Consider the following 25,878-nt stretch of genomic DNA (forward strand, 5'->3'; position numbering starts at 1 on the left):
CAGGTGAACGCGTCGAGCGGCGCGCGCTACGATCGCGAGTCGTGGAAGCTCTCGACACGGTGCTGGCAGCGCATCGGGCGTACCTGCTCGGATGGAACATCGGCGTGGTCGGCGGCGACGACCTCCCGACCTACCGCAGCGACGTTCCGCACGCGCCCCTCAACGGGGTGCTGCGCGTCGCGGGGCGCACCCCGCGGGACGCGCTCGACGAGGCCCGGCAGCGCCTGCACGGCGTACCCCGGATCTGGTGGGTAGGCCCGGACAGCGACGCCGGCACCGCCGACGCCCTGATCTCCCTCGGTGCCACCGAGATCACCCGAATGCCGATCATGACCGCGCCGATCGCGGAGGCGGCCGATGCCGCGCCGCCGGCCGGGCTGCGCATCACCGAGACCACCGACCCGACGGCGTTCGTCTCGGCCTACGCCCGGGTGTCCGGAATCGCGCCGCAGGACGTGCCGGCGACCATCGAGCGGGAGAAGGCTTTCGCCGGCGACGGCACGGCGATCAGACTGGCCGGTCGCCTCGACGACGACCGGATCGTCGCAACTGCCGTCGCCTGGCTGAGCCACGGCGTGGTCACGCTCTATTTCGTGGGTACGCAGCCGGAGCAGCGACGGCGGGGCATCGGCGCGGCCATGACCCGGGCGGCTCTCGACGTCGCCCGCGAGAGGGGTGCCCACACCGCCGGCCTCACCTCGTCACCCATGGGCGAGCCGGTCTACCGCCGCCTCGGCTTCCGACAGGTGGGCGAGTTCCGGCTGCTGACGTTCTGACCCGGTGCAAGGTCCCGTGCAGCAGAAAGCCCGCTACCGGAATTCCGGTAACGGGCTTTCTGACTGCCTATCCATCCTGTGGGCGATACTGGGTTTGAACCAGTGACCTCTTCCGTGTCAAGGAAGCGCGCTCCCACTGCGCCAATCGCCCGTGCTTGTTACCGAGGTGGGGACGGGATTTGAACCCGCGTACACGGCTTTGCAGGCCGTTGCCTCGCCTCTCGGCCACCCCACCGAGGTTGCCCCCGTCATGCGTGGCGGCATCTCCGAGCGGACGACGGGATTCGAACCCGCGACCCTCACCTTGGCAAGGTGATGCGCTACCAGCTGCGCTACGTCCGCACGCCCCCGGACGTTCCCGGGTGACGGATGAGAACTTTAGCCGAGCCGTCGAACGACTGCCAACTCGGGGTCGGTTCGGCGCGTCCCGCAGGCCTGCGGGCGATGACGTACTCGAACCGGTCATTACCGGCAGGCTTCCTAGGCGGCTGGTCTGGTCGGTCCTCGATCGTCACCCTCCGCACCTTCCGGTGCCGGCCGGGCCGCGATCGCTGAGGTGCGGCTCAGCAACGGGCCCGACGCCATCGATGAGCGCCGGGGGCCTCGACGAACACCTCCGGAACAACGACAAAAGACACGCTCAGTAAGTGTCCGGCTTCCGACTGTTACTGGGCGAATGGGGCGGCGATGGTCACTGTTCGTGTTCGGATGGATGGGCTACGGTAACGGTCGTGACGAGACGTGCGGCCGAGATCCGCCTGGATGCCCTGCTGCGCACCGCGTGCGACGTGATCGTCGAGCGCGGTCTGGCCAACACCCGGACAGCCGACGTGGCGCAGGCCGCTGGCGTGAGCCAGGCGCTGGTTTTCTACCACTTCGCCACCAAGGAACGGCTGCTCGCGCAGGCATTCGCGTACGCGGTCGAGCAGGATCTGGCCCGGCTGGACGCGGTGACCCGCTCGTCGGCCCCGCCGCTGACCAAGCTCCGCCGCATCCTGAAGCTCTACACCCCGGCCGGGCGGGCGACCTCCTGGTCGATGTGGATCGACGGCTGGTCCGAATCGCTGCGTACCCCGGAGATGGAGAAGGTCTCCCGCCGACTCGACCTGCGCTGGCGGCAGGACCTCGCCGCGGTGATCGCCGCCGGGGTGGCCGACGGCACCTTCGAGTGCGCCGACCCGGACGGGGCCGCCTGGCGGATCAGCGCCGTCACGGACGGCCTGGCGGTGCAGCTCGCCGTGCACGAGCGGGTGATCTCCCGGCGGCAGTTCGGTGAGTGGGTCCGGCTGGTCGCCGCCCGGGAGCTGGGTCTGGACCCGGTCGTGCTGGACTGAACACGCCCACTCCTCCACCCGGGCCAGCCAAAACGGCTCGGAGCGCCCCGCCGACCGGAACAATCGGCACCATGGATCTGCTGGAGGCGTACCGCCGGAGCCTGGCCGAGTTCGTCGACCGGGTGGACCAGGTCGAGCCCGGCCAGTGGTCCGACCCGACACCCTGCTCCGGCTGGGACGTCCGCACTCTCGTCAACCACGTGGTCAGTGAGGACCGGTGGAGCGTCCCGCTGCTCGCCGGCCGCACCATCGACGAGGTCGGCGACCGGTTCGACGGCGACCTGCTCGGCACCGACCCGGCCACGGCAGCGCGGGAGGCGACCGCACAGGCCGAGATCGCCGCCACCCACCCCGGCACGATCGACCGCACCGTGCACCTCTCCAGCGGTGCGACCCCAGCCGCCGAATACATCCAGCAACTCCTCGCCGAGCACCTGGTGCACGGCTGGGACCTGGCGGTGGCCATCGGCGCCGAGCCTCGCCTGGAACCCGACGCGGTCAACGTGTGCGCCAGGTGGTTCGCCGGCCAGGCCGACACCTATCGGAGCAACAACCTGGTTCACGACGCGGTGCGGCTCTCCGCCGACGCCGACGAGCAGGACCGCCTGCTGGCCGCCTTCGGCCGCGACCCGGACTGGGTGCCGGCCGACTGAGCACGGCAGCCCGCTGAACGCAGCCTGTTGAGCACGTCGGCGGTCGAGCGCGTCGAAAACACCCTCGTGTGGAGCCCTGTCCCGCGCTAATCGTCGGCGCGTCGGCGGCCGGGCCTTGCCGCGCCCTTCACCGGCTGATATCCACAGATGCGCATGCGTCACCGCGCAACGCCGGTCGGCGGCCCGCCGGCCATTCCACTCCCACGAGGAGGTCCCGTGCCACGATCCCAGTGGTCACCCTCGATGAGCCGGCGTCGACGCCGGCTCATCGCCGTCCTGGCGACGACGGCGACCGCCGCCGCGCTGCTGCCCACCGGCGCGAGCACCGCGGCCCCCACCAGCGCGGCGCCATCCGCCCAGCGTTCGTCCGGGCCGTTCGCCGAGGGCCACCAGAGCGCCGACGTCGACAACCGCGCCGGTACGGCGGCACCCGACGCCCGCCAACGCGGCCTGGCCCGCGCCGCCGACCCCGACGTGCGGTGGAACAAGCTCGGCACCCCGCAGGCACTCGGTCCCGGCCGCACCCCCCTCGCCACCGGGCTGCCCTCCGACCCGGAGGCCGCCGCCCGCGCGTACCTGGCCGCCAACCGCGACCTGTTCGGAATGGACGCCGCCACGGTCGCCGACCTGGAGCGGGTACTGGTCCGGCCGATCGGCACCGGTGCCGTGGTGACCCTCCGGCAGCGCTTCGGCGACCTGCCGGCCGGGCCGGACGGCCTTGTCACCCTCGCGGTCAGCGCCGGATCGGTGCTCTCGGTCAGTTCGTCGCTGGCCCGCGACACGAGCGCCCCCGCGCCGGCCACCCGCAGCGCCGACCAGGCGTACGCCGCCGCGCTCGCCGACGCCAAGCTGACAGCCGACGCGGTGGCCAGTCACACGGTGCGCGAGGTGGCAGTGCCCACCCCGCTGGAGGGGCCGCGAGCCGCCTACGAGGTGACGCTTATCGGCGCGGACGCCGACCACCCGGCGGCGTTCACCAGCTATGTGGACGGCATCACCGGCCAGGTGCTGGTCCGCGAGGATCTCGTCGACTACGACTCGGACAACCCGAGTTGGGCGGTCTTCCCGGCCACCCCACCCCGCGACCTCGGTCCCGGGCAGGACCCGCGGGTGCGCTGGTGCGGCGACCCGGCGCCCGGCTGCCAGTCGGCGTTCCGCGACCCCGCCACCGGTCAGCCGTGGGACGTCGACGCGGCCACCGGCACGCCCACCTTCACCTCCCGCGGCAACTCGGCGAACACCGTGCTGTCCTGGGGTGCGGGCACCCCTGTCGTCCCGGCACCCACCAGCCCGGACCGCCGCTACGAGTACCCGTTCACCGACCAGTGGCACCAGGCGAAGTGCAACCCGGAGGTGTTCACCTCCGCCCAGCGCAACGACGCGGACGCATCAATCGCCAATCTCTTCGCCATGCACAACCGGATGCACGACTGGTCGTACCAGTTGGGCTTCACCGAGTCGGCGTGGAACCTCCAGGCGGTCAACCTCACGCCCGCTGGCCTGGGCGGTGACGCCGAGCAGGGCCGCGCGCAGCAGGGCGCGCTGACCGGCAACCGCAACAACGCCAACCAGGGCACCCCGCGCGACGGGCTGCCGCCGACCACGAACATGTACCTGTGGCAGCCGCAGGCCGGCGGGCCGTACCCGCCGTGCGTCGACGGTGACTACGACATGACGGTGATCGGCCACGAGTACACCCACGCCATCACCAACCGGATGATCGCCGGCCCGGACAGCGGGATCAGCGGCCACCAGGGCGGGGCCATGGGTGAGTCGTGGGGCGACCTGCTCGCCGCCGAGTACCTCTTCCAGCACGGACTGCGCGCCCCCGGCGAGTCGCCGTTCGTCACCGGCGGGTACGTCACCGGCAACCTGGTCAGCGGCATCCGCAACTACGACCTGAGCCGCAGCCCGCTCAACTACTCCGACATCGGCTACAACACCGGCGGCCCGGCCGTGCACGCCGACGGGGAGATCTGGGGCGCCACCAACTTCCGGGTCCGCTCCGCGCTCGTCAAGCGGTACGGCCTCGGCACCCCGCAGCGACAGTTGGAGTGCGCGCTGGGGAAGGTCGCCGCCGACAAGTGCCCGGGCAACCGGCGCTGGTCGCAGCTGGTCTTCGACTCGTTCCTGCTTCAGGCCGCCAGCCAGGTCAGCATGCTCGACATGCGGGACAACATGCTCACCGCCGACCTGCTCCGCTTCGGCGGGGCGAACCAGGACCTGATCTGGGCCGAGTTCGCCCGCTCCGGGATGGGCCGGGACGCCGCCACCAACGGCGCCGCCGACACCGACCCGACGCCGAGCTTCGCCTCTCCGAGCGGCGGCAACGCGACACTCACCCTGCGTCCGCGCGGCGACAGCGCCGACGCGCCCATCCGGGTGTACGTCGGGGCGTACGAGGCGCGGGCCGTGCCGATCGCCGACACCGATCCGGCAACGCCCATCCCGGACACCGTGGAGATGGTGGCCGGCACGTACGACCTGGTCGCCGTCGCGCCCGGCTTCGGGCACCAGCGGCTCAGCGTGGTCGCCACTGCCGGCAAGCAGGGGTACGTCGACCTGCGGATGAGCCGTAACCTCGCGTCCACCGCGTCCGGCGCCACGATCAGCGGCGACGGGGTCAACCTGGACCGGATCGCCGACGACACCGAGGCGACGAACTGGGCCTCCCTGGACGGGGTGGCCGGCAAGCAGGTCACAGTGGCGCTGCCCGGGGACGCCCCGCAGGCAGTCAAGCGCGTGAACGTGAGCGCGATGCTGCGCCCGGCGATCGTCGGGGACGCCGACACCGGGGGTCAGAACGCGCTGAGCGCGCTGCGGTCCTTCGCGGTGTCGGCGTGCAACGCGAAGACGACCGACTGCGCGGATCCGGCGCGCTGGCAGCGGATCTACACGAGCGCTGATGACGCGTTCCCGGGCGGGGCGTACCGGGCGTACAGCCGGGACATCAACCTCCGGACTTTCGCCGTGCCCACCACGCTCGCCACGCACCTGCGGCTGGAGGTGCTGGCCAGCCAGTGCACCGGCGGCCCGCACTACGCGGGTGAGCAGGACAACGACCCGGCCACGACGACGGACTGCGCGACCGCCAGTCCGGCCCGCAGCCAGGTCCGGATCGCCGAGTTCCAGGCGTTCTCGAAGTGACACCGTCGGGGCCGGCGGACCGCCGCCGGCCCCGACGTCCTCAGCTCAGTGGCGGCAGCCGCCGGAGATCCGCAGGTCAGCGGCGTAACGGTCGCCACCGGTCGGGCGGATTCGGTCGCTCCCAGAGTCGGTCCGCCGGCTGCTCGCCGGCTCCGGCGGGTGCGGCCTGGTGAGGTGGCGCAGCCGCAGCAGCAGGCCCAGCCCGAGCGAGAGCAGCAGGGCACCGAGCAGGAACGCTGCCTGCACCACGCCGAACCCTCCGGTCTGCGCGACAGGTCGGCCCGCGCCGGCGGCCGGTGGGGCGGCGGCGACCGGCTGCTCCACGACGGGCTCGTCGTCAGGGGTGCTGGCGTCGGCGGGTTCGCTCGCGGGATCGGTGGGCTCCGGCGGCGTCTCGGTGGGACGCGCCGACGGGCTGGGTGCCACCCCCACCACGGAACGGGTGGCAGTCTGTCGGGACAGCAGGCGCAGGTTCACGTCGTACGCCTCGGCGGCGAGGGTGACCCGGCCCCGAGTGACGTCCTCGGCGAAGGCCACCCGGTAGCGGGCGGTGACCGTGCGACCCGGGCAGAGCGTGCCCGGGTCGAGTTGCCGGTCGGTGAGCCGGGCGACGTCCCCGTCGGTCCGGATCTCCAGCGGAAAGTCGCCGGTCTCCTCCACCCGGTCCATCTTCACCTGGTCGAGCCGGATGCCCTGCACTCTCAGCACCATCGACCAGCGGACCTTGACGCAGCCGCCGCGCCGGTCGGTCCGCGAGACCACTGCGGAGAGCGTCCGCACCTGGTCGCCGGCGGTGAACTGGGCCGGCAGCCCACTCAGCTCGGTGGCGAACGCCGCCTGCGCCGGAGCGGCCGTGGCCAGCTCCACCCCGCTCAGACAGGCCAGCACCACCCCGACCTGTAGCGCCTTTCGCCACACCGTCACCACTGCCGCCCTCCGTTCGGTCGTCTCCACCACGCAACGCTAGGAGCGCGCTGTCGACCGGAACAGACGGGTGTGTTCGCACCGGGCGGCAGAGACAGGGCGGGTTATCACCGACCGTGGTGAACCGGTCACCCGCCCCCGCGACACGCCCGACGGTGGGCCGCTGGGACAATCGCCAGCGTGTCCGAACTCTCCACCACCTTCGTCCGGCTGCACGCCCGGCTCGCCCCGGTGGCGTTCGTTCCCGAGGTGCGGCTGCACCAGGCGGACGAACCGATCGGCCTGTGGGAGCTGACCGAGGGTGAGTTCTCCACCGACCGGCCACCACCGTTCTGGGCGTTCGCCTGGGCCGGCGGCCAGGCGCTCGCCCGCTACGTCACCGACCATCCGGAGCTGGTGGCCGGCCGCCGCGTGCTCGACCTCGCCTCCGGCTCCGGCCTGGTGGCCATCGCCGCCGCTCGGGCCGGCGCGGCGTCCGTGCGGGCCGTCGAGGTCGACGAGTTGGCTGTGGCGGCGGTCGCGCTCAACGCCAAGGCCAACGGGGTACGCGTCGACGCCGAGTTCGGCGACATCCTCGACGGCGACGCCGGTGACGCCGAGGTGGTGCTCGCCGGGGACGTCTTCTACAGCGAGGCGATGGCCCGGCGGGTGCTGCGGTTCCTGCTGCGTACCGCCCGCGCCGGCGCCCCGGCGCTTGTCGGTGACCCCGGGCGGGCGTTTCTGCCCCGGGACCGCTTCGATGAGCTGGCGAGCTACGACGTGCCGGTGACGGAGGCCCTGGAGAGCGTCCGGGTGAAGCGCACCACCGTCTGGCAGCTGCGGGCCGGCCTGCCGGGGGCCGCCAGCTAGCGTGGCGGCGTGCTGTTCCGCAGCTGGGCGTCGGCGGTCGAGTCACCCTGGCCGGACGTCGCCTCGGTGGCCGACCACGTCGGCGTACGCCATCTGGTGGTGACCCGGCACGCGCTGGTCCGTCAGGTGCTGGCCGACCCGGCGACCTACCGGCCGGACAACGCGCTGGACGCCGTGACCCCGATGCCGGTGACAGCGCTGCGGGTGCTGGCCGGGCACCGGTTCCGGCTGCCGCCGACGCTCGCCAACAACTCCGGCGCCAGTCATCCGCAGATCCGGGCGATCGTCGCCGACGCGCTGCACCCCACCCGGGTCGCGGCGCAGCGCCCGTGGCTCACCGCGCTGGTCCGGGAGCGGGCCGCCCGGCTGACCGCCACGCTGGACGCCGGGCAGCCCGCCGACCTGTACGCGGATCTCGCCGCCGACCTGCCGTTGCTGGTGCTGGCCCGGCTTGTCGAGTTGCCGGACGCTCCGGTCGGCGCGGTCAAGGAGTTCGCCCGCGCCGCGCTGGAGCTGTTCTGGGCGCCGCTGGACGCCGACCGGCAGTTGGCGCTCGCCGCCGAGGTGGGCCGGTTCCACTCTGTGCTGCGTGACTTCGCGGCCACCGGCGGCGGGTTGGCCGCCGAACTGCGTGCCGCCGGACACCCGCCGGACGTGGTGGTCGGCGCGCTCTTCTTCCTGCTGGTCGCCGGCCAGGAGACCACGTCGCAGTTCCTCACCCTGCTGCTGCACCGACTGGCATGCGAGCCCGCCGTGCGGGCCGGGCTGCGTACCGGCGAGGTGGCGGTGGCCGACGTGGTGGAGGAAGGGCTGCGGCTGGAGCCGCCGATCGTGACCTGGCGTCGGGTGGCCACCGCCGACGGGCTGCTGGGCGGGCAGCCGGTGCCGGCGGGCACGAGCCTGGTGCTGTGGTTGGCCCGCGCCGGCCGGGACCCGGCGGTCGTCGAGTCACCCGACGAGTTCCGCCCCGGTCAGCGCGGATCGCGCCGGCACCTGGCGTTCGGCGCCGGCGCGCACCGCTGCGTCGGGGACGTGCTGGCCCGGATGGAGGCGGCCGTCGTGGTGGCGGAGGCCGCGCCACTGCTCGACGGGGTGGCGGTGGTCCGCCCACCGTGGTGTCCGGACAATCTGACCTTCCGGATGCCCGACGCCTTCGTGGTCCGGCGCGCTCCGGGCAGCACCGGGCTCACCGGCTCCTGATCAACTCGGTAGGTTTCCGGGCGTGTCAGCGACCCCTGCTCGCCGGATCCGCGCCGCCGTAACACTTCTGGCCCTGCTGGCCCTGAGTGCCTGCACAGTCGGCCCGGCGTTGCACGCCCGGCGGATCCCCGCCGGCACGCCGACGTCGGCCGCTCCGATCCCCACGCCGTCGGCCTCACCGTCCGCGACGCCCGCCCCCGGAACCCTGAACTGGTACGTGTCCCAGGTGCCGACCTTTCCCGAGGCTCCACCACCGCAGCCGGTGCAGCTCCCCCCGAACGGTCCGGCACCGAACTGGCACCGCCTGCCCATCGACCAGAAGGTCGCCTTCATCACCATCGACGACGGTGGACTGGCCCGGCCACCCGCGGTGATCGACTTCATCTGGGAGGCGCGGATCCCGGTCACGATGTTCCTGAACTCACCAGCGGCACAGGAGCACACCGACTACTTCCGGCAGATCGAGGCGGTGGGCGGGATCATCGAGAACCACACCATCTCGCACACCTCGCTGGCCGGCCGGTCGTACGCCTACCAGCGGCAGGAGATCTGTGGCGCTGCCGACAAGCTGGAGTCGCTGTTCGGCAAGCGACCCACACTGTTCCGTGCTCCGTTCGGCAACCACGACGCCACCACGTTGCGGGCCGCGCACGACTGCGGCGCGAAGGCCGTCCTGCACTGGTCCGAGACGGTTCACGAGGGAAAGGTGCGCTACCAGACGCCGGAGAAGGTCGTCCAGCCCGGCGACGTGCTGCTCATGCACTTCCGGCCGGCGCTCATGGACGACCTGCTCGCGGCGTTGAAGGCGATCCACCGGGCCGGGCTCACACCCGCGCTGCTCACCGACTACATCAAGTGATCGGGCCGTCGCCTACCTGACCAAAGTCAGGGTGCTGTAGTGCCGTTCGGGCGCGGTGGAGCAGCCGGCCGAACGCCTAGCGTCAGCGCATGATCACATTACGTGGGTTGACGAAACGGTTCGGGGAGACCACAGCCGTCGACGCGTTGACAGTCGACATCGCGCCCGGCCGCGTCACCGGCTTCCTCGGCCCCAACGGCGCCGGCAAGTCCACCACCATGCGGATGGTCCTCGGGCTGGACCGACCCACCGCCGGGCAGGCGCTCGTCGGCGGGCGCGCGTACCGGAATCTGCGCCGGCCGTTGCACGAGGTCGGCGCGCTGCTCGACGCCCGGGCCATCCACCCGGCCCGGCCCGGCCGCGCACACCTGTTGGCCATGGCCCGCAGCAACGGCATCCCCGCCCGCCGCGTGGACGAGGTGCTGGACACCGTCGGGCTGGACGGACGCGCCGCCGGTAAGGCCGGACGGACGCTCTCCCTCGGCATGGGCCAGCGGCTCGGCATCGCCGGCGCGCTGCTCGGCGACCCGCCGGTGCTGATGTTCGACGAGCCGGTGAACGGGCTCGACCCGGACGGGGTGCGCTGGGTCCGGCAGCTGATGCGCTCCCTGGCCGACGAGGGGCGCACTGTCTTCGTCTCCAGTCACCTCATGAGCGAGATGCAGCTGACCGCCGACCAGCTCGTGGTGATCGGCCGGGGACGACTGCTCGCCGACGCGCCGATCGGCGACGTGGTCGCCGGCAGCACTGTCGCCGTCCGGGTCCGCAGCCCGCACGCCGACGGGCTGACCGCTCTCGCCGCGCGCCTCACCGCAGCCGGGGCGACGGTCGAGGCCGCCGATCACGACGAGCTGACAGTGACCGGCACGACCGCCGACCGGGTCGGAGACCTCGCGTACGAGCTGGGGATCCGGCTGCACGAACTGAGCCCGCACGGCGCATCGCTGGAGCAGGCGTTCATGGACCTCACCGCCGACAGCGTCGAGTATGCCGGCGGCCGAACCGGAGGTGGCGCACGATGAGCACGAACACGGTCGCGGGTGTCCGCCCCGCCGCCGAGCCGACCGCGTCCCAGGGCGCCGCGGCCGCGTTCCGCGGCGCGGTGGCCGCCGAGTGGACCAAGCTGTTCTCGGTACCGAGCACCTGGTGGACGATGCTGGCCGGGCTGGTGGTGATGGCCGCGAGCGCACTCCAACTGGCCATCTACGCGGCCAACGACAACACAAACGACGACCCGCTCGACGACCGGGGAATCGTCACCGTCGGCAGCGTGGTGATCGACTCCGTCGAGCTGACCCAGTACGCGGTGCTGGCGCTGGGCCTGCTGGCGATCACCGCCGAGTTCACAAGCGGCACAATCCGGACCACGTTGCAGTGCACCCCGGCACGAGGTCGCGTACTGCTGGCCAAGGCCGTGGTCGCCGGAGCGGTCACCTTCGCTCTCGGGCTGCTGCTCGGCGGCGTCGGCGCCCTGGTCGCGCGACCGACGCTTGGCGGGTGGGGCAGCGCCCCGGCCGCCGGCACGATCGGCGACATCGTGGCGGTGGCGACCTACCTGGCGCTTGTCGGCGTGCTCGCGCTGGGTCTCGGCGCGGCACTGCGCAGCGCGGTCCTCACGATCACCGTGCTGTTCGCCATCCTGATGATCGTGCCGCTGTCGCTGATGGAGCCGGACATCGCTGTGCTGAACCGGATCGCCGACGTCTTCCCCGGCGTGGCCGGCGGGCACTTCATGGCCGGCGACACCGAGCCCTACCCGGGCGCGGTCGGTCTGCTGCTGCTCGCCGGGTGGGCCGGCGCGGCGCTCCTGCTGGGCCGGGCCGCGCTGCGCCGCCGCGACGCCTGACCGGTGAGCGGGGGCCCGACCCGGCCCCCGCTCACCCGTCGACAAGCCCCGCCTCGTACGCCACGATCGCCGCCTGCACCCGGTTACGCACGTCCAACCGGGTGAAGATGCTTGTCAGATAGCTCTTCACGGTGCCCTCCACAAGGTGCAGCCGGCGGGCGATCTCGGCGTTGGACAGCCCCGCCCCCACCAGCGCCAGCACCTCCCGTTCCCGCTCGGTAAGCCCGGCCGTACGGTCCCGCGCGGCGGGTCGGCGGGCCAGCCGGCCGGCGCCCAGCTCGATCACCCGGCGGGCCACCCGGGGCGACAGGTACGCACCGCCGTCGGCGACCGCGTGCACCCCGGCGATCAGTTCCCGCGGGTCGCCGGCCTTGAGCAGGAACCCGCTCGCGCCGTGCCCGAGCGCGCGGGCCACATGGTCGTCCTCACCGAAGGTGGTCAGCATGATCGTCGCAGTGTCCGGTGCGACCCGGCGGATCTCGGCGGCGGCGGTCAACCCGTCCAGTCGGGGCATCCGGATGTCCAGCAACGCCACATGGGGTCGGTGCGCCCGGACGAGCTCCACCGCCGCCCGCCCGTCACCGGCCTCGGCGACCACCTCGATGCCCTGATCGGCGGCGAGAATCGCCCGGACACCGGCCCGGATCATCGCCTCGTCGTCGGCGAGGACAACCCGGATCGGCAGCGTCAGTGCCGTGTCGGTGTTCACTACGCGATCCGCTCCTTGCTGACCAGCCGGCCGTCGGTGAAGCAGAGCCGCCACGTCGGCTCGGCGAGAGGGAAGTTGCCGTCGGTGTAGTACTCGCAGTCGGCCCGGTCGACAGCGGACGGACGTTCCAGCTGTCGCCGGGGCAGCCCCGCCAGCTCCGACCGGGCCGTACCGACACGCAGCTCGTCGAAGGTCGCCTGGTCCAACACCGTTCCGGCGGTCGCCACCGGGTAGTAGACGAGGGAGAGCACCAGGGCGAAACCTGCCGGCGCCCCGACCGCCGCGAGCAGACTGCGTCGAACTCGTCGACGGGCGTCGTGCAGCCGCCGCTCCGCGTCGACCGGCCCCTCCACGGCACCCGGCCGGTCACCGGACCAGGACGCCGTCCCGGCCGCCTCCACCGGCGACAGGGCGGCCAGCGCCTCCAGTGACGACGGCCCTGCCGGCAGCGACTCTGCCGGCGTCGCGATGGCCGGCAACACCGCCCGTACGGCGAATCCGCCATCGGCCTGCGGGCCGGCGTCGAAGGTCCCACCGGCCAGGCGAACCCGCTCGGCGAGCGCCAGCAACCCGCTGCCCCGCGACGACGGAGCCGGCAACGGCCCGGCTGGCGGAACACAGTTGACCACAGTCACCTCCACCCGGTCACCGTCCCGACCCAGGCGTACGTCGACCGGGGCACCCGGCGCGTACCGGGCGGCGTTGGTCAGGGCCTCCCGGACGACCCGGTGCGCCGCGTGACAGGTCATCGCCGGCAACTCCGCGCCCACCGGGGCGGCATCCAGCCGTACCGCCATGCCAGCCTCCCGGGCACCTTCGACAAGCTCGGAGACGCTTTCCCCGCTCGGACGCACCGACGCCCCACCCTCCTCGCGGAGCACTCCGATGATCTCGTGCAGCCGCTCGGTCGCGGCGGAGACACTGGCCCGCAACTCCCCCGCCGCGACCCGGTGCCGCTCGTCGAGGTCAGCGGCGACCTCCAGAGCTGCGGCGCGCACCGCGATCAGGCTGAGGTCGTGACCGAGGGAGTCATGCATCTCCCCGGCGATCCGGGCCCTCTCCCGCAGCCGGATCCGCTCGGCGGCACCACGCTGCTCGCGGGCCACCGCGTCGACGTGACGGCGACCGGCCTCGGCCAACTCCCGCTGCTGACGCCGGTACCGACCGACCAACCAGGGAAACACCGCAGCGAAGAGCAGCACCGAGGCCAGCAGGAACCAGGTGGCCGCACCCGTGCCGAGCAGGCCCAGGTTGAGCGCCGTACCAGCAGCAGCGATCAGCACGAAGACCACGACCGCCGGGCCCGCCGAAGCGCTGCGCCGCCCAGCGAGGTAACTGAAGATCGGGATGGCGAACACGAAGTTGCCGTCGACGAGCGACCCGAGCACCACGAGCACCAGGGCGACCAACGGCTTGCTCCGGCTCGCCACCACCGCCGCGCCGAGCAACAGCACCTTCCCGACGAGCAGCGGCAGCGCGTACCGCGGATGGGGCGGGGTGATCCCGGCGTAGGCGACCGGGGCGGCGATGACCGCCCACAGCAACGCGTCCAGCAGCAGTCGCCGCCGCCGGTCCCGCGAACCTGGCACCGAAGAGTCGGAAAGCCTCACCGCCGTCACGCTACCCACGCCCGACCTGGGCGGACACCGACGAAAGTCAGGTGTTCAGCTGCTCTCCTCGGCCCACACCCGCCAGTCGTCCAACACCCCGTGCAGCGCCGGAGTGAGCCAGCCCGGCGCGGAACGACGAAACACCCCCGGGTCCATCGCGCCAGCGCCATCCGGCACGGCACCGAGCAGGTTCGGCACCAGGTCGGTGAGATTCGACCAGTGCACCAACTCCGGAGACGACGGCCAGGCACCCACAACCACGCCGGCCGGCACCGCCCGCCGGTCCAGCGCCTCGAGAGTCAACGCCGTGTGGTTGAGCGTGCCCAACCCGGCACGGGCGACCACCACCGCCGGCGCACCCAGCGACACCGCCAGATCCGCCATCGTCCACGGCTCCCCCGACGGGCGCAGCCCCATCGGCACCAGCAGACCACCGGCCCCCTCGACCAGCACCAGATCGTGCTTGTCCGCCTCTTCCCGGACGGCGTCCACGGCCGTGTACAACTCCAACGGCGGCAGATCCGCCACCCGGGCGGCAGCCAACGGAGCCAGCGGATCCGGAAAACTGGCCAAAGTGCGACCCGTGAGCGGAGCCGCCAACCGGTTGACCACGTCCACGTCACCGGGCTCCCCACCGGCCGTACCCGTCTGGCCCGGCTTGACCACAGCCACCCGCAACCCGGCGGCCTGCGCGGCAGCCGTGATCGCCGCAGTCACCACCGTCTTGCCCACCTCGGTGTCGGTGCCGGTGACAAGCACCGGCCCCTCCCACGCGCTCACTGTGTCGCCTCTGCTCGCGACTGCGGGGCTCGCAAACCCGGCTCACTCCTCGCGCTCACTGCACAACCTCGGCTCGCGACTGCGGGGCTCGCAAACCCGGCTCACTCCTCGCGCTCACGGGACCGAACCCACGATGACATCCAGCGCCCGCTCAAAATCCGCCCTTGGCACCCCTGCGCTGACGGTGATGCGCAGCCGGGAACGACTGTCCGGAGTGGACGGCGGTCGGAAGCAGCCCACCGCGACACCCCGGTCGCGGCAATCGGCCGCCCAGGCCGTCGCCGCCTCCGGGCCCGGCGCGGTCACCGACACCACCGCCCCGTCCGGCGTGGAGACCGTCAGCCCGGCCGCCCGCAACCGGCCCACCGCCAACGCCACCCGGTCGGCCAACTCGGCCCGCAGGTCGTCACCGTCGCGGGCCAGCCGCAGCGCGGCGTGCACACCGGCGGCGACCGCCGGCGGCAGCGCGGTGTCGAAGATGAACGTACGGCCGGTCTCGACAAGGTGCCTGACGAACTCGGCCGGCCCGGCCACCACCCCACCCGCGCCGCCGAGCGCCTTGGACAGGGTGGCGGTCACCACCACGTCCGGCTCCCCGGCCAGCCCAGCCGCGGCCACCGCGCCCGCACCGGACGGCCCGGTCACGCCGAGCCCGTGCGCGTCGTCGATCAGCAGCAGCGCGCCGTAGCGGCGGGCCACCGCGTGCAACTCGGCCAGCGGGGCGAGATCACCGTCGACCGAGAACACCGACTCGGTCACCACCACCGCCGGGCGGCCCGGCGCCACCGCGAGAGCCGCGGCGACAGCAGTCACGTCGGCGTGCGCGGCGACGACAGTCTCCGCGCCGGAGATCCGGCAGCCGTCGATCAGCGAGGCGTGGTTGTGCGCGTCGGACACGAGCAGCGTGCGAGGCTGGACGAGAGCCCGCAGCGCACCGAGGTTCGCGAGGTATCCGGAGGAGAAGACGAGAGCCTTGTCGGTGCCCAGCCACAGCGCCAGCTCGTCCTCCAACGCCTGGTGCGCGTCGGTCGACCCGCGAACCAGGCGCGACCCTGTCGCTCCCAGCCCGTACGCCGACAGAGCCGTCGCCGCCGCGGCCGTGACCTCCGGGTGGGTGGCCAGGCCGAGGTAGTCGTTGCCGGCCAGATCGGTCATTCCGTCGTCGGCGGGACGCGGATGCAGTCGCCGGGTCAAGCCGGCCTTGGCCCGCAACTCCGCGCGGCGGTCGAGCGCCGCCAGCCAGTCCGCCACCGTCACCCCTTCGCCGCCGTCCGGTGCCGGCCACGCCGACACCCGCCGGGCGAAATTACCACCCGTCCCCACCAACTCGACGGATCCACCCATCGCCGACCTGCGCGGCCACCTGCCGGGTGGGCACCGCGACCCTGCGGGATCGACCGCCTGGCGGGCCATTCCGGCTGACCGGGGCGCCTTGTAGGGTACGAGCCATGCCAGAGATCCTCGACCAGGCCCGTACCCAGGTCCTGGGTGACGGTGTCGGTCTCGACGAGGCCGGCGTCCTCGCCGTGCTGAACCTGCCCGACGAGCACCTGCCCGCCGCCCTCCAGCTCGCCCACGACGTGCGGATGCGCTGGTGCGGCCCGGAGGTCGAGGTCGAGGGGATCGTCTCGCTGAAGACCGGCGGTTGCCCGGAAGACTGCCACTTCTGCTCCCAGTCCGGCCTGTTCACCTCGCCGGTGCGCTCGGTCCTGCTGGACATCCCGTCGCTGGTCGAGGCCGCGAAGCAGACCGCTAAGACGGGTGCGACGGAGTTCTGCATCGTTGCCGCCGTGCGTGGCCCGGACGCCCGCCTCATGAAGCAGATGCGCGAGGGCGTCGCCGCCATCAAGGCCGAGGTCGACATCCAGGTCGCCGCGTCGCTGGGCATGCTCACCCAGGAGCAGGTCGACGACCTTGTCGACATGGGTGTGCACCGCTACAACCACAACCTGGAGACCTGCCGGTCGTACTTCCCCAACGTGGTCACCACCCACTCGTGGGAGGAGCGTTGGGAGACGCTGCGGATGGTCCGCGACTCCGGCATGGAGGTGTGCTGCGGCGGCATCCTCGGCCTCGGCGAGACCGTCGAGCAGCGGGCGGAGTTCGCCGCGCAGCTCGCCGAGATCAACCCGCACGAGGTGCCCCTGAACTTCCTCAACCCCCGCCCCGGCACCCCGCTCGGTGACCGCCAGGTGGTCGAGGGCAAGGACGCGCTGCGGGCCATCGCCGCGTTCCGGCTGGCCATGCCGCGCACCATCCTCCGGTACGCGGGCGGCCGCGAGATCACCCTCGGCGACCTGGGTACGCGGGCCGGCCTGCTCGGCGGCATCAACGCGGTGATCGTCGGCAACTACCTGACCACGCTGGGTCGTTCGGCGAACGCCGACCTTGAGCTGCTCGACGAGTTGAAGATGCCCGTGAAGGCGCTGTCCGCGACGCTGTAGGAACGACATCCGGAAAGGACGACGTGACCGAGCTTGTCGAGGCCGTGCCGGCGCACCGCTGGTGCGACAGGTGTGGTGAGGACACGGCGACCGGTGGACACGAGCCGTGCGCGGCGGCCCGGGCGTTGGAGCCGCCGCGCTACTGCGCGCACTGCCGCCGCCGGATGAAGGTGCAGGTGCTTCCGGTCGGCTGGTCGGCGGTCTGCGTCGAGCACGGCGAGATCCGGGGCTGAGACGTGCTGCGGGGGCGTGCGGTGACGTTGCGGCCGGTGACGGACGACGACGTGCCGGCTCTCGCGGCGGTCCGGGCCGATCCGGAGGTACGCCGGTGGTGGCGCGGCGGTGACGACCTGGCCGACTCGGTCCGCGCCGACCTGGCCGACGACCAGCTGACGCTGTACGCCATCGAGCACGACGGCCGGGTGATCGGCGCGATCCAGTGGTACGCCGAATCCGACCCGGACTACCGGCACGCAAGTCTGGACGTCTTCCTCGACCCGGCGGTACGCGGCGCGGGGCTCGGTGTGGACGCCATCCGCACCCTGGCCCGCCACCTGATCGACGAGTACGGCCACCACCGGTTCACCATCGACCCGGCGGCGGCGAACAGCGCCGCGATCCGCGCGTACGCGAAGGTCGGTTTCCGTCCGGTGGGCATCATGCGGAAGTACGAGCGCGGCGCGGACGGCCGTTGGCACGACGCCCTCCTGATGGACCTGCTCGCCGACGACCTCGTGGACTGACCGGGCGCCTCAACCGTCCCAGCGCAGGTGCCCGTCCGGGAGCCGCCGGGCGCCCTCGACGGGTTGGTGCGGGCTGAGCCGCCCGTCCGGCATCAGGTGCGCCACGGGCGTGGCGTGACCGAGGACCGCGACGTCGGCGATCAGCCGGCGGTGGCAGCGCCACCAGAGGCTCTCGCTGCACATCACCACGGTGGTCAGTTGGGCCGACTCGGCCAGGACACCGGCCAGCGCCTCGTCGAACTCCGGAGTGCGGGTGTACGCGGCGTAGGCCCGGAACGCCGCGACGGTCCACCACGTGTCCGGCTCCGGCTCGCCGGCCGGGATGTGCCGGCGTCCGCCCAGGCGTGGCTCCCAGCGGTAGGCGATGTCGTACGTGGGCAGCCACTGTTCGAGTTCCTCGCGCCGGACGTCGGGGTTGGTGCGGCTGGCCGGGTACCGCCGCACGTCCACCACGAGCGCCACGCCGGCCCCGGTCAGCAGCTCTCCCAGCCGCACCCGGTCGGCTGTGCCGTGCCCAACGGTCAGCAACTCACCCACAACTGTGGGATGCCCCGAACGCCGACGGGTTATCCCTGGTCGGCGCGCCGAGATCTTGGACAGTTACCGTTCTGGCTGAACGGTAACTGTCCAAGATCTTCAGCTCAGGCGATGGTGCAGGCGGTGTTGTTGACGGTGAAGGCCGTCGGCTTCGGGTTGCTGCCGCTGTGGTTGCCGTTGAAGCCGAAGCTCACCGACGCTCCGGGCGCGAGCGCGCCGTTGTAGGAGAGGTTCGTGGCGGTGACCGCCGTGCCGCTCTGGCTGACCGTCGCCGACCAGCCCTGGCTGACGGTCTGCCCGCCGGTGAAGCTCCACCGCACCGTCCAGCCGGTGAGCGCGGTGGTGCCGGTGTTGGTGATCGTCACCGTGGCGGTGAAGCCGGTGCTCCAGTCGTTTGTGGCGTACCCCACCTTGCAGGTGCCGCCGACCGGCGGAGGCGCTGTGGTCACCGCGACCGGGGCGGACGCCGCGGAGTTGTTGCCGGCCGCGTCGACGGCCACCACGTAGAACTGGTACGCCGTCGAGGCGGTCAGGCCGGTCACCGCCGCCGTGGTCCCGGTCGGTGAGGCGACGAGCGCGTCGGTGGCGCCGGCCTCGCGGTAGACGCGGTAGCCGGTGACGCCCACGTTGTCGGTCGACGCCGCCCAGCTCAGGGTGAGCCCGGTGGCGGTGACCGCCGAGGCGACAGGCGTGCCAGGCGCGGTGGGCGCTGTCGTGTCCGGCGCCGGTCCGGCCGGGGTGGTGACGCTGACGGCAGCCGACGACGCGGACCGGTTGCCGGCGCCGTCGAGGGCCCGCACTGTGAACTGGTACGTCCGCTCCGGCAGCAGCCCGGTCACGGCGAGCGTGTTCGTGGTTGCGGTACGCAGCACAAGCGCGTCGCTGCCCGTCTGCGACTGGGTGATCTCGTAGCCGGCCAGGCCGCTGCCGCCGGTGTCGGTGGACGCGGCCCAGGTCAGCGTGAGCCCGTTCGACGTGACGGCGGACGCGACGGGCGTGCCGGGCACGCTCGGCGCTGCGGTGTCCGGTACGACCGGCCCCGGCTCGTCGCCCCAGACGCGGGTGGTGCCGGAGTAGAGCGGCACCTTACGGTTCGGCCCTGCGGTGGCCTGGTACGACGGGTCGTTCGTCGGGTCCCAGGTGCCACCCTCGGGCACACCGATCTTGAACTGGACCTCCATCCGGTGCTGCGACTGCCCGGCCGGTGCGATGGTGTGCCCGGTGCAGTCCACCTCGACGTACCAGATATCGCCGCTGAACTGCTTGGCGGTGGTCGGGGACGGGCAGCCCTGGGTGTAGCCGGCGGTGACCTGCACCGGGCCGGTGCCGTCGGGCCGGAAGTAGTACCGGAACTTCCCGTCGGTAAGCGCGCGGGCCGGGAACGCCGACTTGTTGTAGACGATCGCCTTGAGCCCGGTGGCCCGGGGTTCGGCCTGCATGACGGTGGTCTCCACTGTCAGCTCGTCGATGTCGGGCGTCTCGGCGACCGGGAAGTTGGCGAGCGGCGTGCCGCCGTACTCGGAGGTCAGCCGGACCAGCGCGGACGTGAAGCCGGCGTTGTAGTCGGTGGCGACCTCGTTCATCACGTAGTCCGACCGGCTGTCGCTGTACGCGTCGTTGGGCGAGGACGGGCCGCCGACAAGCGCGCCGTAGAGGGTGTGCCGGGTCTCGACGGGCACGGTCTGGCTGTCCCACCAGGAGCCGTGCGCGGTGCGGTGGTGCGGGTTGCGCGGCGAGTTGGCGCCGAACCCGATGACGTAGCTGGAGCTGCGCGGGTTGTCACCGAGCGCGTAGTTGATCTGCCGGACGGCGAAGTCGTGGTAGCGCGTCTTGCGTGTGGTGTCGGTGGTCTTGTCGCTGTAGACGAGCGCGGCGAAGGAGGTGTTGGCGGCGTAGCGCAGTGCACCCCAGGAGTCGAGCACCGCCATCCCGCCGGGCGAGTACGGCACGCGCTGGCCGTTGACCCCGACGGTCCAGTAGTCCAGCCAGCGGTTGGCGTCGTCGACGTACTTCTGCTTGCCGGTCAGGTTGGCCAGCAGCACGTATGCGCCGAACTGCTTGTTGTCCCAGGCGATGGTCCACTTGTAGGAGCGGGTGGTGGTCTGGTTCTCGGTGCCGAGCTTGTCGTACTCGCTCTCGGCCTTGGCGAGGTAGGTGGCGTCGCCGGTGGCCCGGTACAGCCAGATGGCACCCCACACCAGCTCGTCCTGCCAGCCGCTCCACGAGCGGTAGAAGCTCGTCGCGTCGGTGATGCACTCGTGGTAGGACTTCCGCACCGTGTCGGCGAACGTGTAGAGCTGCCGGGCGTGCGTGAGCAGCTTGTCCGCGTAGGCGACGTCGGTGGGCCGGAACACCATCGAGGAGGCGGCCATCGCGGCCGCCGTCTCGCCGGCCAGGTCCGCGCCGCCGCAGCTCGCATCGATCTTGTACGCGGGTCGCGCCATCGGCATGACCTCTGCCGGACCCCACCACTTGTGGTCGTCGTCGCCCTTGCCGACCTGCCCGTAGAGGACGTTCGCCGACGGGTGCGCCTTGATGAAGTAGTCGTTGACGAACCGCAGGTTGTTGAGCAGGTGCGGCAGTTGCCCGGAGGACGTGTAGCCGCTGCGGTACTCCACCGCGCCCCACGCCAGCATCGTTGCGCTGAACGCCATGGGGAAGCCGAACTTGACGTGGTCACCGGCGTCGTACCAGCCGCCGGTGAGGTCGAGCCCCGCGTCGGCGCCGTCGGTCAGCGCGCTGTCGCCTCGCCAGGAGACCCGGTTCCAGTCGGGCAGCCGGCCGGACTGCTGCGCCTCGTAGAAGAGCAGCGACTTCTGCAACGCCTCGGCGTAGTTGAACGCCGGCGCGGCGGACGCCGGGCCGGCCGGTGGCGCGGCGACAGCGAGGGACAGCCCGGTGAGCAGTGCGACACCGGCGGCCAGCAGCCGCCGGGGCCAGGGCTGATCGGCGACCGGAGACCGGCCGGGGTGGCCGGTGGACGGCCCTGTCAGGTGACGCATGGCAGGCTCCTGTCGGAGGCGCCGCCGGTGGTCGCACCAACGCGGGACGGCGTGGGGCGGCACGGCCACCGGCGACAGCGGGGGTGGCGGTGTGACCACGGGCAGCCGTGGAAGCGCTCCCATGGATAAGCGACAATGTATCGGGCGCGTGGCCAGTTGGGAAGCGGCCCCGTTTCTCGTACTCATGGGTAACCGCTGACAGTCACCCTGAGCTATCTCACATCATCGATGTCCGTCGATAAGTTACTGATTAGGGCCGCAGGTCGGAGGCCATCCGCCCACCTCGATTGCGCGGGCACGCAGGCCATCGAACCTCTGCCATACGAACGTACTGTTGCTGACCCGCTACTCGCCGCGAGACAGTACCGATCACCAGCGGTGCCATCGACGCCGCCGCTCCCCGGCAACCAGAGGAGAACGCGATGGCACTACGACTCGCCGAGGGCACTGCCTGGTCCGACGTCCTCGCCCGCGCGGTGGCCGCCACTCCCGAGGCGTTCGGCGCCGACGTCGACGGCGTCACCACGCTGCACAACCTCATCGAGGGCGACTGGCGGGCAGTGGGTCGCCCCGCACCCGCCCGTACGCCTGTGGACAACACGGTCATCATCAACCTGCCCCGGCTCGACGCCGACAGCGCCCGCGCCGCCGTCGCGTACGCCGCCGACGCCCACCGGGCCTGGGCCGCGACCCCGCTGGCCGACCGCAAGGCCCGCGTGGCCGACGCGCTGGAGGCCCTCACCGCGCACCGCGACCTGCTCGCCCTGCTGCTGGTGTGGGAGATCGGCAAGCCGTGGCGGCTGGCCTGCGCCGACGTGGACCGGGCACTCGACGGCGTCCGCTGGTACGCCGAAGAGATCGACCGGATGCTCGCCGACGGCCGCGAGCCGCTGCCCGGACCGGTCAGCAACATCGCCTCCTGGAACTACCCGATGAGCGTCCTGGTGCACGCCGAGTTGGTGCAGCTGCTGGCCGGCAACGCCGTCATCGCCAAGACCCCGTCGCAGGGCGGCGCTGTCTGCCTGACCGTCGCGCACGCGCTGATGCGCCGGGCCGGGCTGCCCGCCACCCTCGTCTCCGGCGGCGGCGAGGAACTGTCCGAAGTGCTGGTCCGCGCACCCGAGATCGGCGCTGTGGCCTTCGTCGGCGGCCGCTCCAACGGCGGCAAGGTCGCCGCCGCGCTGCTCGACAGCGACAAACGCCACTTCATCGAGCAGGAGGGCCTCAACGCCTGGGGCATCTGGAACTTCTCCCAGTGGGACCTGCTCGCCACGCACCTCAAGAAGGGCTTCGAGTACGGCAAGCAGCGCTGCACCGCGTACCCCCGGTTCGTGGTCCAGCGCGACCTGGTCGACGAGTTCCTCGACATGTACCTGCCGGTCGTACGCTCGGTGCGCTTCGGCCACCCGCTTGCCGTCGGCGACGACTGGACCGCCGGCGACCCGCTGCCCGAGCTGGACTTCGGGCCGCTGATCAGCGCCGCAAAGGCCGACGAGCTGCACCGCAAGGTCGACGAGGCGGTCCGCGGCGGGGCGGTGCCCCTGCACCGGGGCAAGTTGACCGGCGCGCCGTTCCTGCCGGGTCAGGACACCTCCGCGTACGTCGCGCCGTCGGTGCTGCTCGCCCCGCCCGGCCGGTCCCGGCTGATGCACGCCGAACCGTTCGGGCCTGTCGACACGATCGTCGTCGTGGACACCACCGACGAGCTGCTGGCCGCGATGAACGCCTCCAACGGCGCGCTCGTCGCCTCACTGGCCTGCGACGACACCGACGAGGCCGGCAAGCTCGCCGTGGACCTCCAGGCGTTCAAGGTGGGCATCAACAAGCCACGCTCGCGCGGCGACCGGGACGAGCCGTTCGGCGGTCGGGGCGCGTCCTGGAAGGGCGCGTTCGTCGGCGGCGACCTGCTGGTGCAGGCGGTCACTGTGGGCGGCGACAACCGGCTGTACGGCAACTTCCCCGACTACAACAGCTACCCCGCCACCTAACCAGCTTTGCAAGGAAGGGCCCCCTGTTAACGCCTGATGTAGAGCAGGGGGCCCTTATTAACAGCGCAGCGTCGCGTACCGTCGAGCGGTGGCGATGATCGAACAGCTCTCCCTGGGCGTGTCCGACCCCGAGCGCGCGGGACGGTTCTGGGCCGCAGCCCTCGGCTACCGCCGCCGGGCACGTCGATATGACGGTGACGAGTGGATAGTGCTGGAGCCGCCGCCAGGAACGTCGGGCACGGCCATCGCCATGGACCTCAGCGAGAGCGCGGCGCAGGAGTTTCCTCGGCTTCACATCGACCTGGACGCTGGCGAACGCAGCCTCGACGAGGAGCTCGACCGGCTACTCGCGCTCGGCGCCCAGCGGGTGGACTGGCGCCACTACCCCACGGATCCCCACCAGACCGAACCGCCGTACGTGGTCCTCGCCGACCCGGAGGGCAACCGGTTCTGCCTGTCGGGCCGCCGCGAGCCCTCCGCGCGTTGACCCGGCCGTGAGCCGCCCCGGCGGTTAACAAGGGGCCCTTCCTATGCACCAGGCGTTAAAAGGGTGCCCTTCCTTTCTGCGGCCAGCGGCACGGTTAGGTTGAGCAGGGTGCCGTCGCGTTCGGTGACGGTGGGCCGGTCCAGCCGACGCAGGGTACGCAGCATCGGCGTGTTCTCGGCCTGCACGTGCAGCACCAGCGCCTCGTAACCGGCCGCGTCGGCGTGCCGGGCCAGCCGGCGCAGCAGCGCCGAACCGAGCCCACGCCGCTGCCAGTCGTCGCGTACCAGCAGCGCCACCTCGGCCTCGTCACCTTCGCCGAGCAGGTTGGCCATGGCGACAACGGACTCCGCCGCACCGTCGGAGGCCGCCGCCGTGGCCAGCAGTGTCAGCCCTCGGTTCGGCTCCAGGACCCGACGCAGCCGGGCCGGCTGGGGCAGCGACGCTCCGCCCAGGTAACGCCGCTGCCGGCTTCGCGGGGAACAGCCCTCGTGCAACTCCAGCACGCCGGGCAGGTCGTCCGCGCAGGCCGGCCGGACGGCCACCTCGGCGCCGTCGGGCAAGACCAGTGTGACCTGCTCGGCGGACCGCCGCGCCACTGTCGCGGCCAGCTCGACCAAAGCCTGCGCCCGCGCGTACTCCGCCGGGGTGAAGGCCGGTGCCGCCCGCCGCAACGTGAACGAGCCGCCCGCCGGGTCGGCCAGCAGCATTGTCGCGTCGACGATGCCCCGCTCGGCGCTTGCCGACGCCGGCCGCCAGCTGACCGAGTCGGCACCGAGCAAGGTCCGCAGCGCCTCGCCTGCCGCGTCCGGGTCGCGTACCAGGCGGTTGGCCAGCCCGAGCATCCGGGTGGGCTGGTCGACAAGGCCGCGCGCCTCGCTGCGCGCCACCCAGCAGTGCCGGCCGCGACCCCGCTCGACGGCGGCGATCAGCCCGGCCTCGTCGAGCGTGTCCGGTGCGTCGACGAGGAAATCGTCCACCGCACCCTGTTCGGTGGGCTGCACCTGCACGGTGAGGATGTTGACCCCACGCAGCGCCAGGCTCGCCGTGAGGACCGACAGGTAACCCGGCCGGTCGTCCACGGTGGCCCTGATCCGCCACAACGTCATGGTTGGCTCCCTTCCCCACGTCAGAGCCTCGTCCCCGGCTGTTGCCGCCCGATTGCCCGGCGGTGTCGAGCCCGGAAATCTCCGACGGTCAGGGGCCGGCGACCACCGGCGGCGCGCCCACCAGGTCCAGCCGGTCGCCGAGGATCACCGCACTGGCCCGGACGAGCTGGGTGAGCCGGTCGACCTCAGTGCTGTGGAAGTTCGCGGCGCAGAGCGTCTCGCTGTACTCCCGGGCCACCACCAGCACCAGGCCGGCCCGGCCGAACGGCGTGATCGCGTGGTGGGTGCCGTCGGGCGTGGTCACCGACCGGCCGCGCAGCGGCGTCACCTCCGGCAACCGCGGGGGTACGGGCGCACGCCAACTCGCGTGCCCCACGGTGGCACCGCCGCCTCCCGTCCGCGAAGCCCAGTCAACAGGCACCACGGCGGCCACCGCCCAGTCCGCCGCCAGCAGCCCCGGCACCGCGTCGACAAGGGTCGCGAGACCGTCGGCCGGGTTGGCCGCTACCTGGGCCAGCAGCTCCGCGTCCTGCCCGGTGGTGGTGGGCGCGCCGATCGCCCGCCACACACCGTCCACCCGTACGCCGGGGATCGCCGCGAGACCGGCCAGCAGCCGCTCGACCCGGGCCGCGCCCGGCCAGACGACTGTGAAGTCGTCCACCGCGCGCCCGCCGAGGCGTTCGAGGACCACCACCTGGACGATGTCCGCGCCGGAGACACCCAGCGTGCGGGCAACCTGGCCGAGGGTGCCCGGACGGTCCGGCAGTGTGACCCGAACTCGCAGCAACATGTCTGTCCCTCCGCTCGGCGGGCCGGCGAGGGCCGGCAGGCTGGTCACAGCCTGTTCGGTGACCATTTCGCCCCTGTTGCAGGGGCATGTCCCG

Annotated in this window: 23 protein-coding genes and 3 tRNA genes; 14 read left to right on the forward strand and 12 right to left on the reverse strand. The window is 72.3% G+C overall.

All coding sequences use genetic code 11. The features are described 5' to 3' along the window. The first annotated feature begins 41 nt into the window (after positions 1-41). Positions 42-776, forward strand: a complete 735-nt coding sequence (locus tag F4558_RS32220; protein ID WP_167945274.1) for a GNAT family N-acetyltransferase — start codon at positions 42-44, stop codon at positions 774-776. Between the two features lie 79 nt (positions 777-855). On the opposite strand, the gene F4558_RS18465 is transcribed toward F4558_RS32220, so the two are convergent. From F4558_RS18465 to F4558_RS18475, 3 genes are all read right to left on the reverse strand, one after another. Next, positions 856-927 (reverse strand) — tRNA-Val (locus F4558_RS18465). A gap of 13 nt (positions 928-940) precedes the next feature. Next, a tRNA-Cys gene (locus F4558_RS18470) sits at positions 941-1,011 on the reverse strand. Between the two features lie 34 nt (positions 1,012-1,045). Next, a tRNA-Gly gene (locus F4558_RS18475) sits at positions 1,046-1,118 on the reverse strand. A gap of 389 nt (positions 1,119-1,507) precedes the next feature. Here F4558_RS18475 and F4558_RS18480 point away from each other — a divergent pair. The 3 genes from F4558_RS18480 to F4558_RS18490 all read left to right on the forward strand — a co-directional run bounded on the left by F4558_RS18480 (position 1,508) and on the right by F4558_RS18490 (position 5,910). Beyond that, complete coding sequence (locus F4558_RS18480) at positions 1,508-2,110, forward strand: TetR/AcrR family transcriptional regulator (protein ID WP_167945276.1); 603 nt, start codon at positions 1,508-1,510, stop codon at positions 2,108-2,110. A 71-nt stretch (positions 2,111-2,181) separates the two neighbouring features. After that, on the forward strand, positions 2,182-2,763 hold the full coding sequence (locus tag F4558_RS18485; protein ID WP_053653546.1) for a TIGR03086 family metal-binding protein: 582 nt from the start codon (positions 2,182-2,184) through the stop codon (positions 2,761-2,763). 216 nt (positions 2,764-2,979) lie between these two features. Beyond that, positions 2,980-5,910: a M36 family metallopeptidase gene (locus F4558_RS18490; RefSeq protein WP_167945278.1), complete on the forward strand. Its 2,931-nt coding sequence runs from the start codon at positions 2,980-2,982 to the stop codon at positions 5,908-5,910. Between the two features lie 45 nt (positions 5,911-5,955). On the opposite strand, the gene F4558_RS18495 is transcribed toward F4558_RS18490, so the two are convergent. Further along, positions 5,956-6,864 (reverse strand): hypothetical protein, encoded by a 909-nt coding sequence (locus F4558_RS18495; protein WP_312877358.1) that lies wholly within the window; start codon positions 6,862-6,864, stop codon positions 5,956-5,958. Between the two features lie 150 nt (positions 6,865-7,014). On the opposite strand from F4558_RS18495, the gene F4558_RS18500 reads away from it, so the two are divergent. From F4558_RS18500 to F4558_RS18520, 5 genes are all read left to right on the forward strand, one after another. Continuing rightward, positions 7,015-7,683: a class I SAM-dependent methyltransferase gene (locus tag F4558_RS18500; protein ID WP_167945279.1), complete on the forward strand. Its 669-nt coding sequence runs from the start codon at positions 7,015-7,017 to the stop codon at positions 7,681-7,683. A gap of 9 nt (positions 7,684-7,692) precedes the next feature. After that, positions 7,693-8,883, forward strand: coding sequence for a cytochrome P450 (locus F4558_RS18505; RefSeq protein ID WP_167945280.1), 1,191 nt, complete (start codon positions 7,693-7,695; stop codon positions 8,881-8,883). A 22-nt stretch (positions 8,884-8,905) separates the two neighbouring features. Continuing rightward, the gene (locus F4558_RS18510; protein WP_167945281.1) at positions 8,906-9,742 is read left to right on the forward strand and encodes a polysaccharide deacetylase family protein; all 837 of its coding nucleotides are present in this window, start codon (positions 8,906-8,908) and stop codon (positions 9,740-9,742) included. Positions 9,743-9,831: 89 nt separating this feature from the next. Continuing rightward, positions 9,832-10,764: an ATP-binding cassette domain-containing protein gene (locus F4558_RS18515; RefSeq protein WP_167945291.1), complete on the forward strand. Its 933-nt coding sequence runs from the start codon at positions 9,832-9,834 to the stop codon at positions 10,762-10,764. Then, positions 10,761-11,588 (forward strand): ABC transporter permease subunit, encoded by an 828-nt coding sequence (locus F4558_RS18520; RefSeq protein ID WP_053653541.1) that lies wholly within the window; start codon positions 10,761-10,763, stop codon positions 11,586-11,588. Before F4558_RS18515 ends, F4558_RS18520 begins: the two co-directional genes overlap by 4 nt. A 31-nt stretch (positions 11,589-11,619) precedes the next feature. On the opposite strand, the gene F4558_RS18525 is transcribed toward F4558_RS18520, so the two are convergent. The 4 genes from F4558_RS18525 to F4558_RS18540 form a co-directional block, all read right to left on the reverse strand. Beyond that, positions 11,620-12,273 (reverse strand): response regulator, encoded by a 654-nt coding sequence (locus F4558_RS18525; RefSeq protein WP_209274377.1) that lies wholly within the window; start codon positions 12,271-12,273, stop codon positions 11,620-11,622. A gap of 23 nt (positions 12,274-12,296) precedes the next feature. Continuing rightward, the gene (locus F4558_RS18530; RefSeq protein ID WP_312877359.1) at positions 12,297-13,907 is read right to left on the reverse strand and encodes a sensor histidine kinase; all 1,611 of its coding nucleotides are present in this window, start codon (positions 13,905-13,907) and stop codon (positions 12,297-12,299) included. 54 nt (positions 13,908-13,961) lie between these two features. Continuing rightward, positions 13,962-14,666, reverse strand: a complete 705-nt coding sequence (bioD, locus tag F4558_RS18535) for a dethiobiotin synthase (protein WP_167947551.1) — start codon at positions 14,664-14,666, stop codon at positions 13,962-13,964. Positions 14,667-14,801: 135 nt separating this feature from the next. Then, complete coding sequence (locus F4558_RS18540; protein ID WP_167947553.1) at positions 14,802-15,938, reverse strand: 8-amino-7-oxononanoate synthase; 1,137 nt, start codon at positions 15,936-15,938, stop codon at positions 14,802-14,804. Between the two features lie 197 nt (positions 15,939-16,135). Here F4558_RS18540 and bioB point away from each other — a divergent pair, with 197 nt between their 5' ends. Genes bioB through F4558_RS18555 form a run of 3 tightly spaced genes read left to right on the forward strand, consistent with a single transcriptional unit; the run spans position 16,136 to position 17,874 of the window. Continuing rightward, complete coding sequence (gene bioB, locus F4558_RS18545; RefSeq protein ID WP_053653538.1) at positions 16,136-17,131, forward strand: biotin synthase BioB; 996 nt, start codon at positions 16,136-16,138, stop codon at positions 17,129-17,131. 23 nt (positions 17,132-17,154) lie between these two features. After that, positions 17,155-17,364 (forward strand): biotin synthase auxiliary protein BsaP, encoded by a 210-nt coding sequence (gene bsaP, locus F4558_RS18550; RefSeq protein ID WP_167945297.1) that lies wholly within the window; start codon positions 17,155-17,157, stop codon positions 17,362-17,364. 3 nt (positions 17,365-17,367) lie between these two features. Continuing rightward, entirely contained in the window at positions 17,368-17,874 is a 507-nt protein-coding gene (locus F4558_RS18555; RefSeq protein ID WP_167945299.1) for a GNAT family N-acetyltransferase, read from the forward strand. A gap of 9 nt (positions 17,875-17,883) precedes the next feature. On the opposite strand, the gene F4558_RS18560 is transcribed toward F4558_RS18555, so the two are convergent. Further along, on the reverse strand, positions 17,884-18,411 hold the full coding sequence (locus F4558_RS18560; RefSeq protein WP_167945301.1) for a DUF488 domain-containing protein: 528 nt from the start codon (positions 18,409-18,411) through the stop codon (positions 17,884-17,886). 104 nt (positions 18,412-18,515) lie between these two features. Beyond that, positions 18,516-21,413, reverse strand: a complete 2,898-nt coding sequence (locus F4558_RS18565) for a glycoside hydrolase family 9 protein (RefSeq protein ID WP_167945303.1) — start codon at positions 21,411-21,413, stop codon at positions 18,516-18,518. Positions 21,414-21,835: 422 nt separating this feature from the next. Between F4558_RS18565 and F4558_RS18570 the strand changes: the two genes are divergently transcribed. Next, positions 21,836-23,401: an aldehyde dehydrogenase family protein gene (locus F4558_RS18570; RefSeq protein ID WP_053653534.1), complete on the forward strand. Its 1,566-nt coding sequence runs from the start codon at positions 21,836-21,838 to the stop codon at positions 23,399-23,401. 94 nt (positions 23,402-23,495) lie between these two features. After that, positions 23,496-23,888 (forward strand): VOC family protein, encoded by a 393-nt coding sequence (locus F4558_RS18575; RefSeq protein WP_167947555.1) that lies wholly within the window; start codon positions 23,496-23,498, stop codon positions 23,886-23,888. Between the two features lie 41 nt (positions 23,889-23,929). Here the strand turns inward: F4558_RS18575 and F4558_RS18580 are convergent, their stop codons facing one another. Both F4558_RS18580 and F4558_RS18585 read right to left on the reverse strand, forming a co-directional pair. Next, complete coding sequence (locus F4558_RS18580) at positions 23,930-24,994, reverse strand: GNAT family N-acetyltransferase (protein WP_053653533.1); 1,065 nt, start codon at positions 24,992-24,994, stop codon at positions 23,930-23,932. A gap of 88 nt (positions 24,995-25,082) precedes the next feature. Continuing rightward, positions 25,083-25,784: an ACT domain-containing protein gene (locus tag F4558_RS18585; protein ID WP_053653660.1), complete on the reverse strand. Its 702-nt coding sequence runs from the start codon at positions 25,782-25,784 to the stop codon at positions 25,083-25,085. Positions 25,785-25,878: the final 94 nt, after the last annotated feature.

Origin of the sequence: Micromonospora profundi (genome assembly GCF_011927785.1) — a bacterium.
Classification (GTDB): Bacteria; Actinomycetota; Actinomycetes; order Mycobacteriales; family Micromonosporaceae; genus Micromonospora; species Micromonospora profundi.

Coding starts and splice junctions, on each gene's coding strand:
- F4558_RS18485 (WP_053653546.1), top strand. CDS start 2,182: ATGGATCTGCTGGAGGCGTACCGCCGGAGCCTGGCCGAGTTCGTCGAC.
- F4558_RS18515 (WP_167945291.1), top strand. CDS start 9,832: ATGATCACATTACGTGGGTTGACGAAACGGTTCGGGGAGACCACAGCC.
- F4558_RS18520 (WP_053653541.1), top strand. CDS start 10,761: ATGAGCACGAACACGGTCGCGGGTGTCCGCCCCGCCGCCGAGCCGACC.
- bioB (WP_053653538.1), top strand. CDS start 16,136: ATGCCAGAGATCCTCGACCAGGCCCGTACCCAGGTCCTGGGTGACGGT.
- F4558_RS18565 (WP_167945303.1), bottom strand. CDS start 21,413: ATGCGTCACCTGACAGGGCCGTCCACCGGCCACCCCGGCCGGTCTCCG.
- F4558_RS18570 (WP_053653534.1), top strand. CDS start 21,836: ATGGCACTACGACTCGCCGAGGGCACTGCCTGGTCCGACGTCCTCGCC.
- F4558_RS18575 (WP_167947555.1), top strand. CDS start 23,496: ATGATCGAACAGCTCTCCCTGGGCGTGTCCGACCCCGAGCGCGCGGGA.
- F4558_RS18580 (WP_053653533.1), bottom strand. CDS start 24,994: ATGACGTTGTGGCGGATCAGGGCCACCGTGGACGACCGGCCGGGTTAC.
- F4558_RS18585 (WP_053653660.1), bottom strand. CDS start 25,784: ATGTTGCTGCGAGTTCGGGTCACACTGCCGGACCGTCCGGGCACCCTC.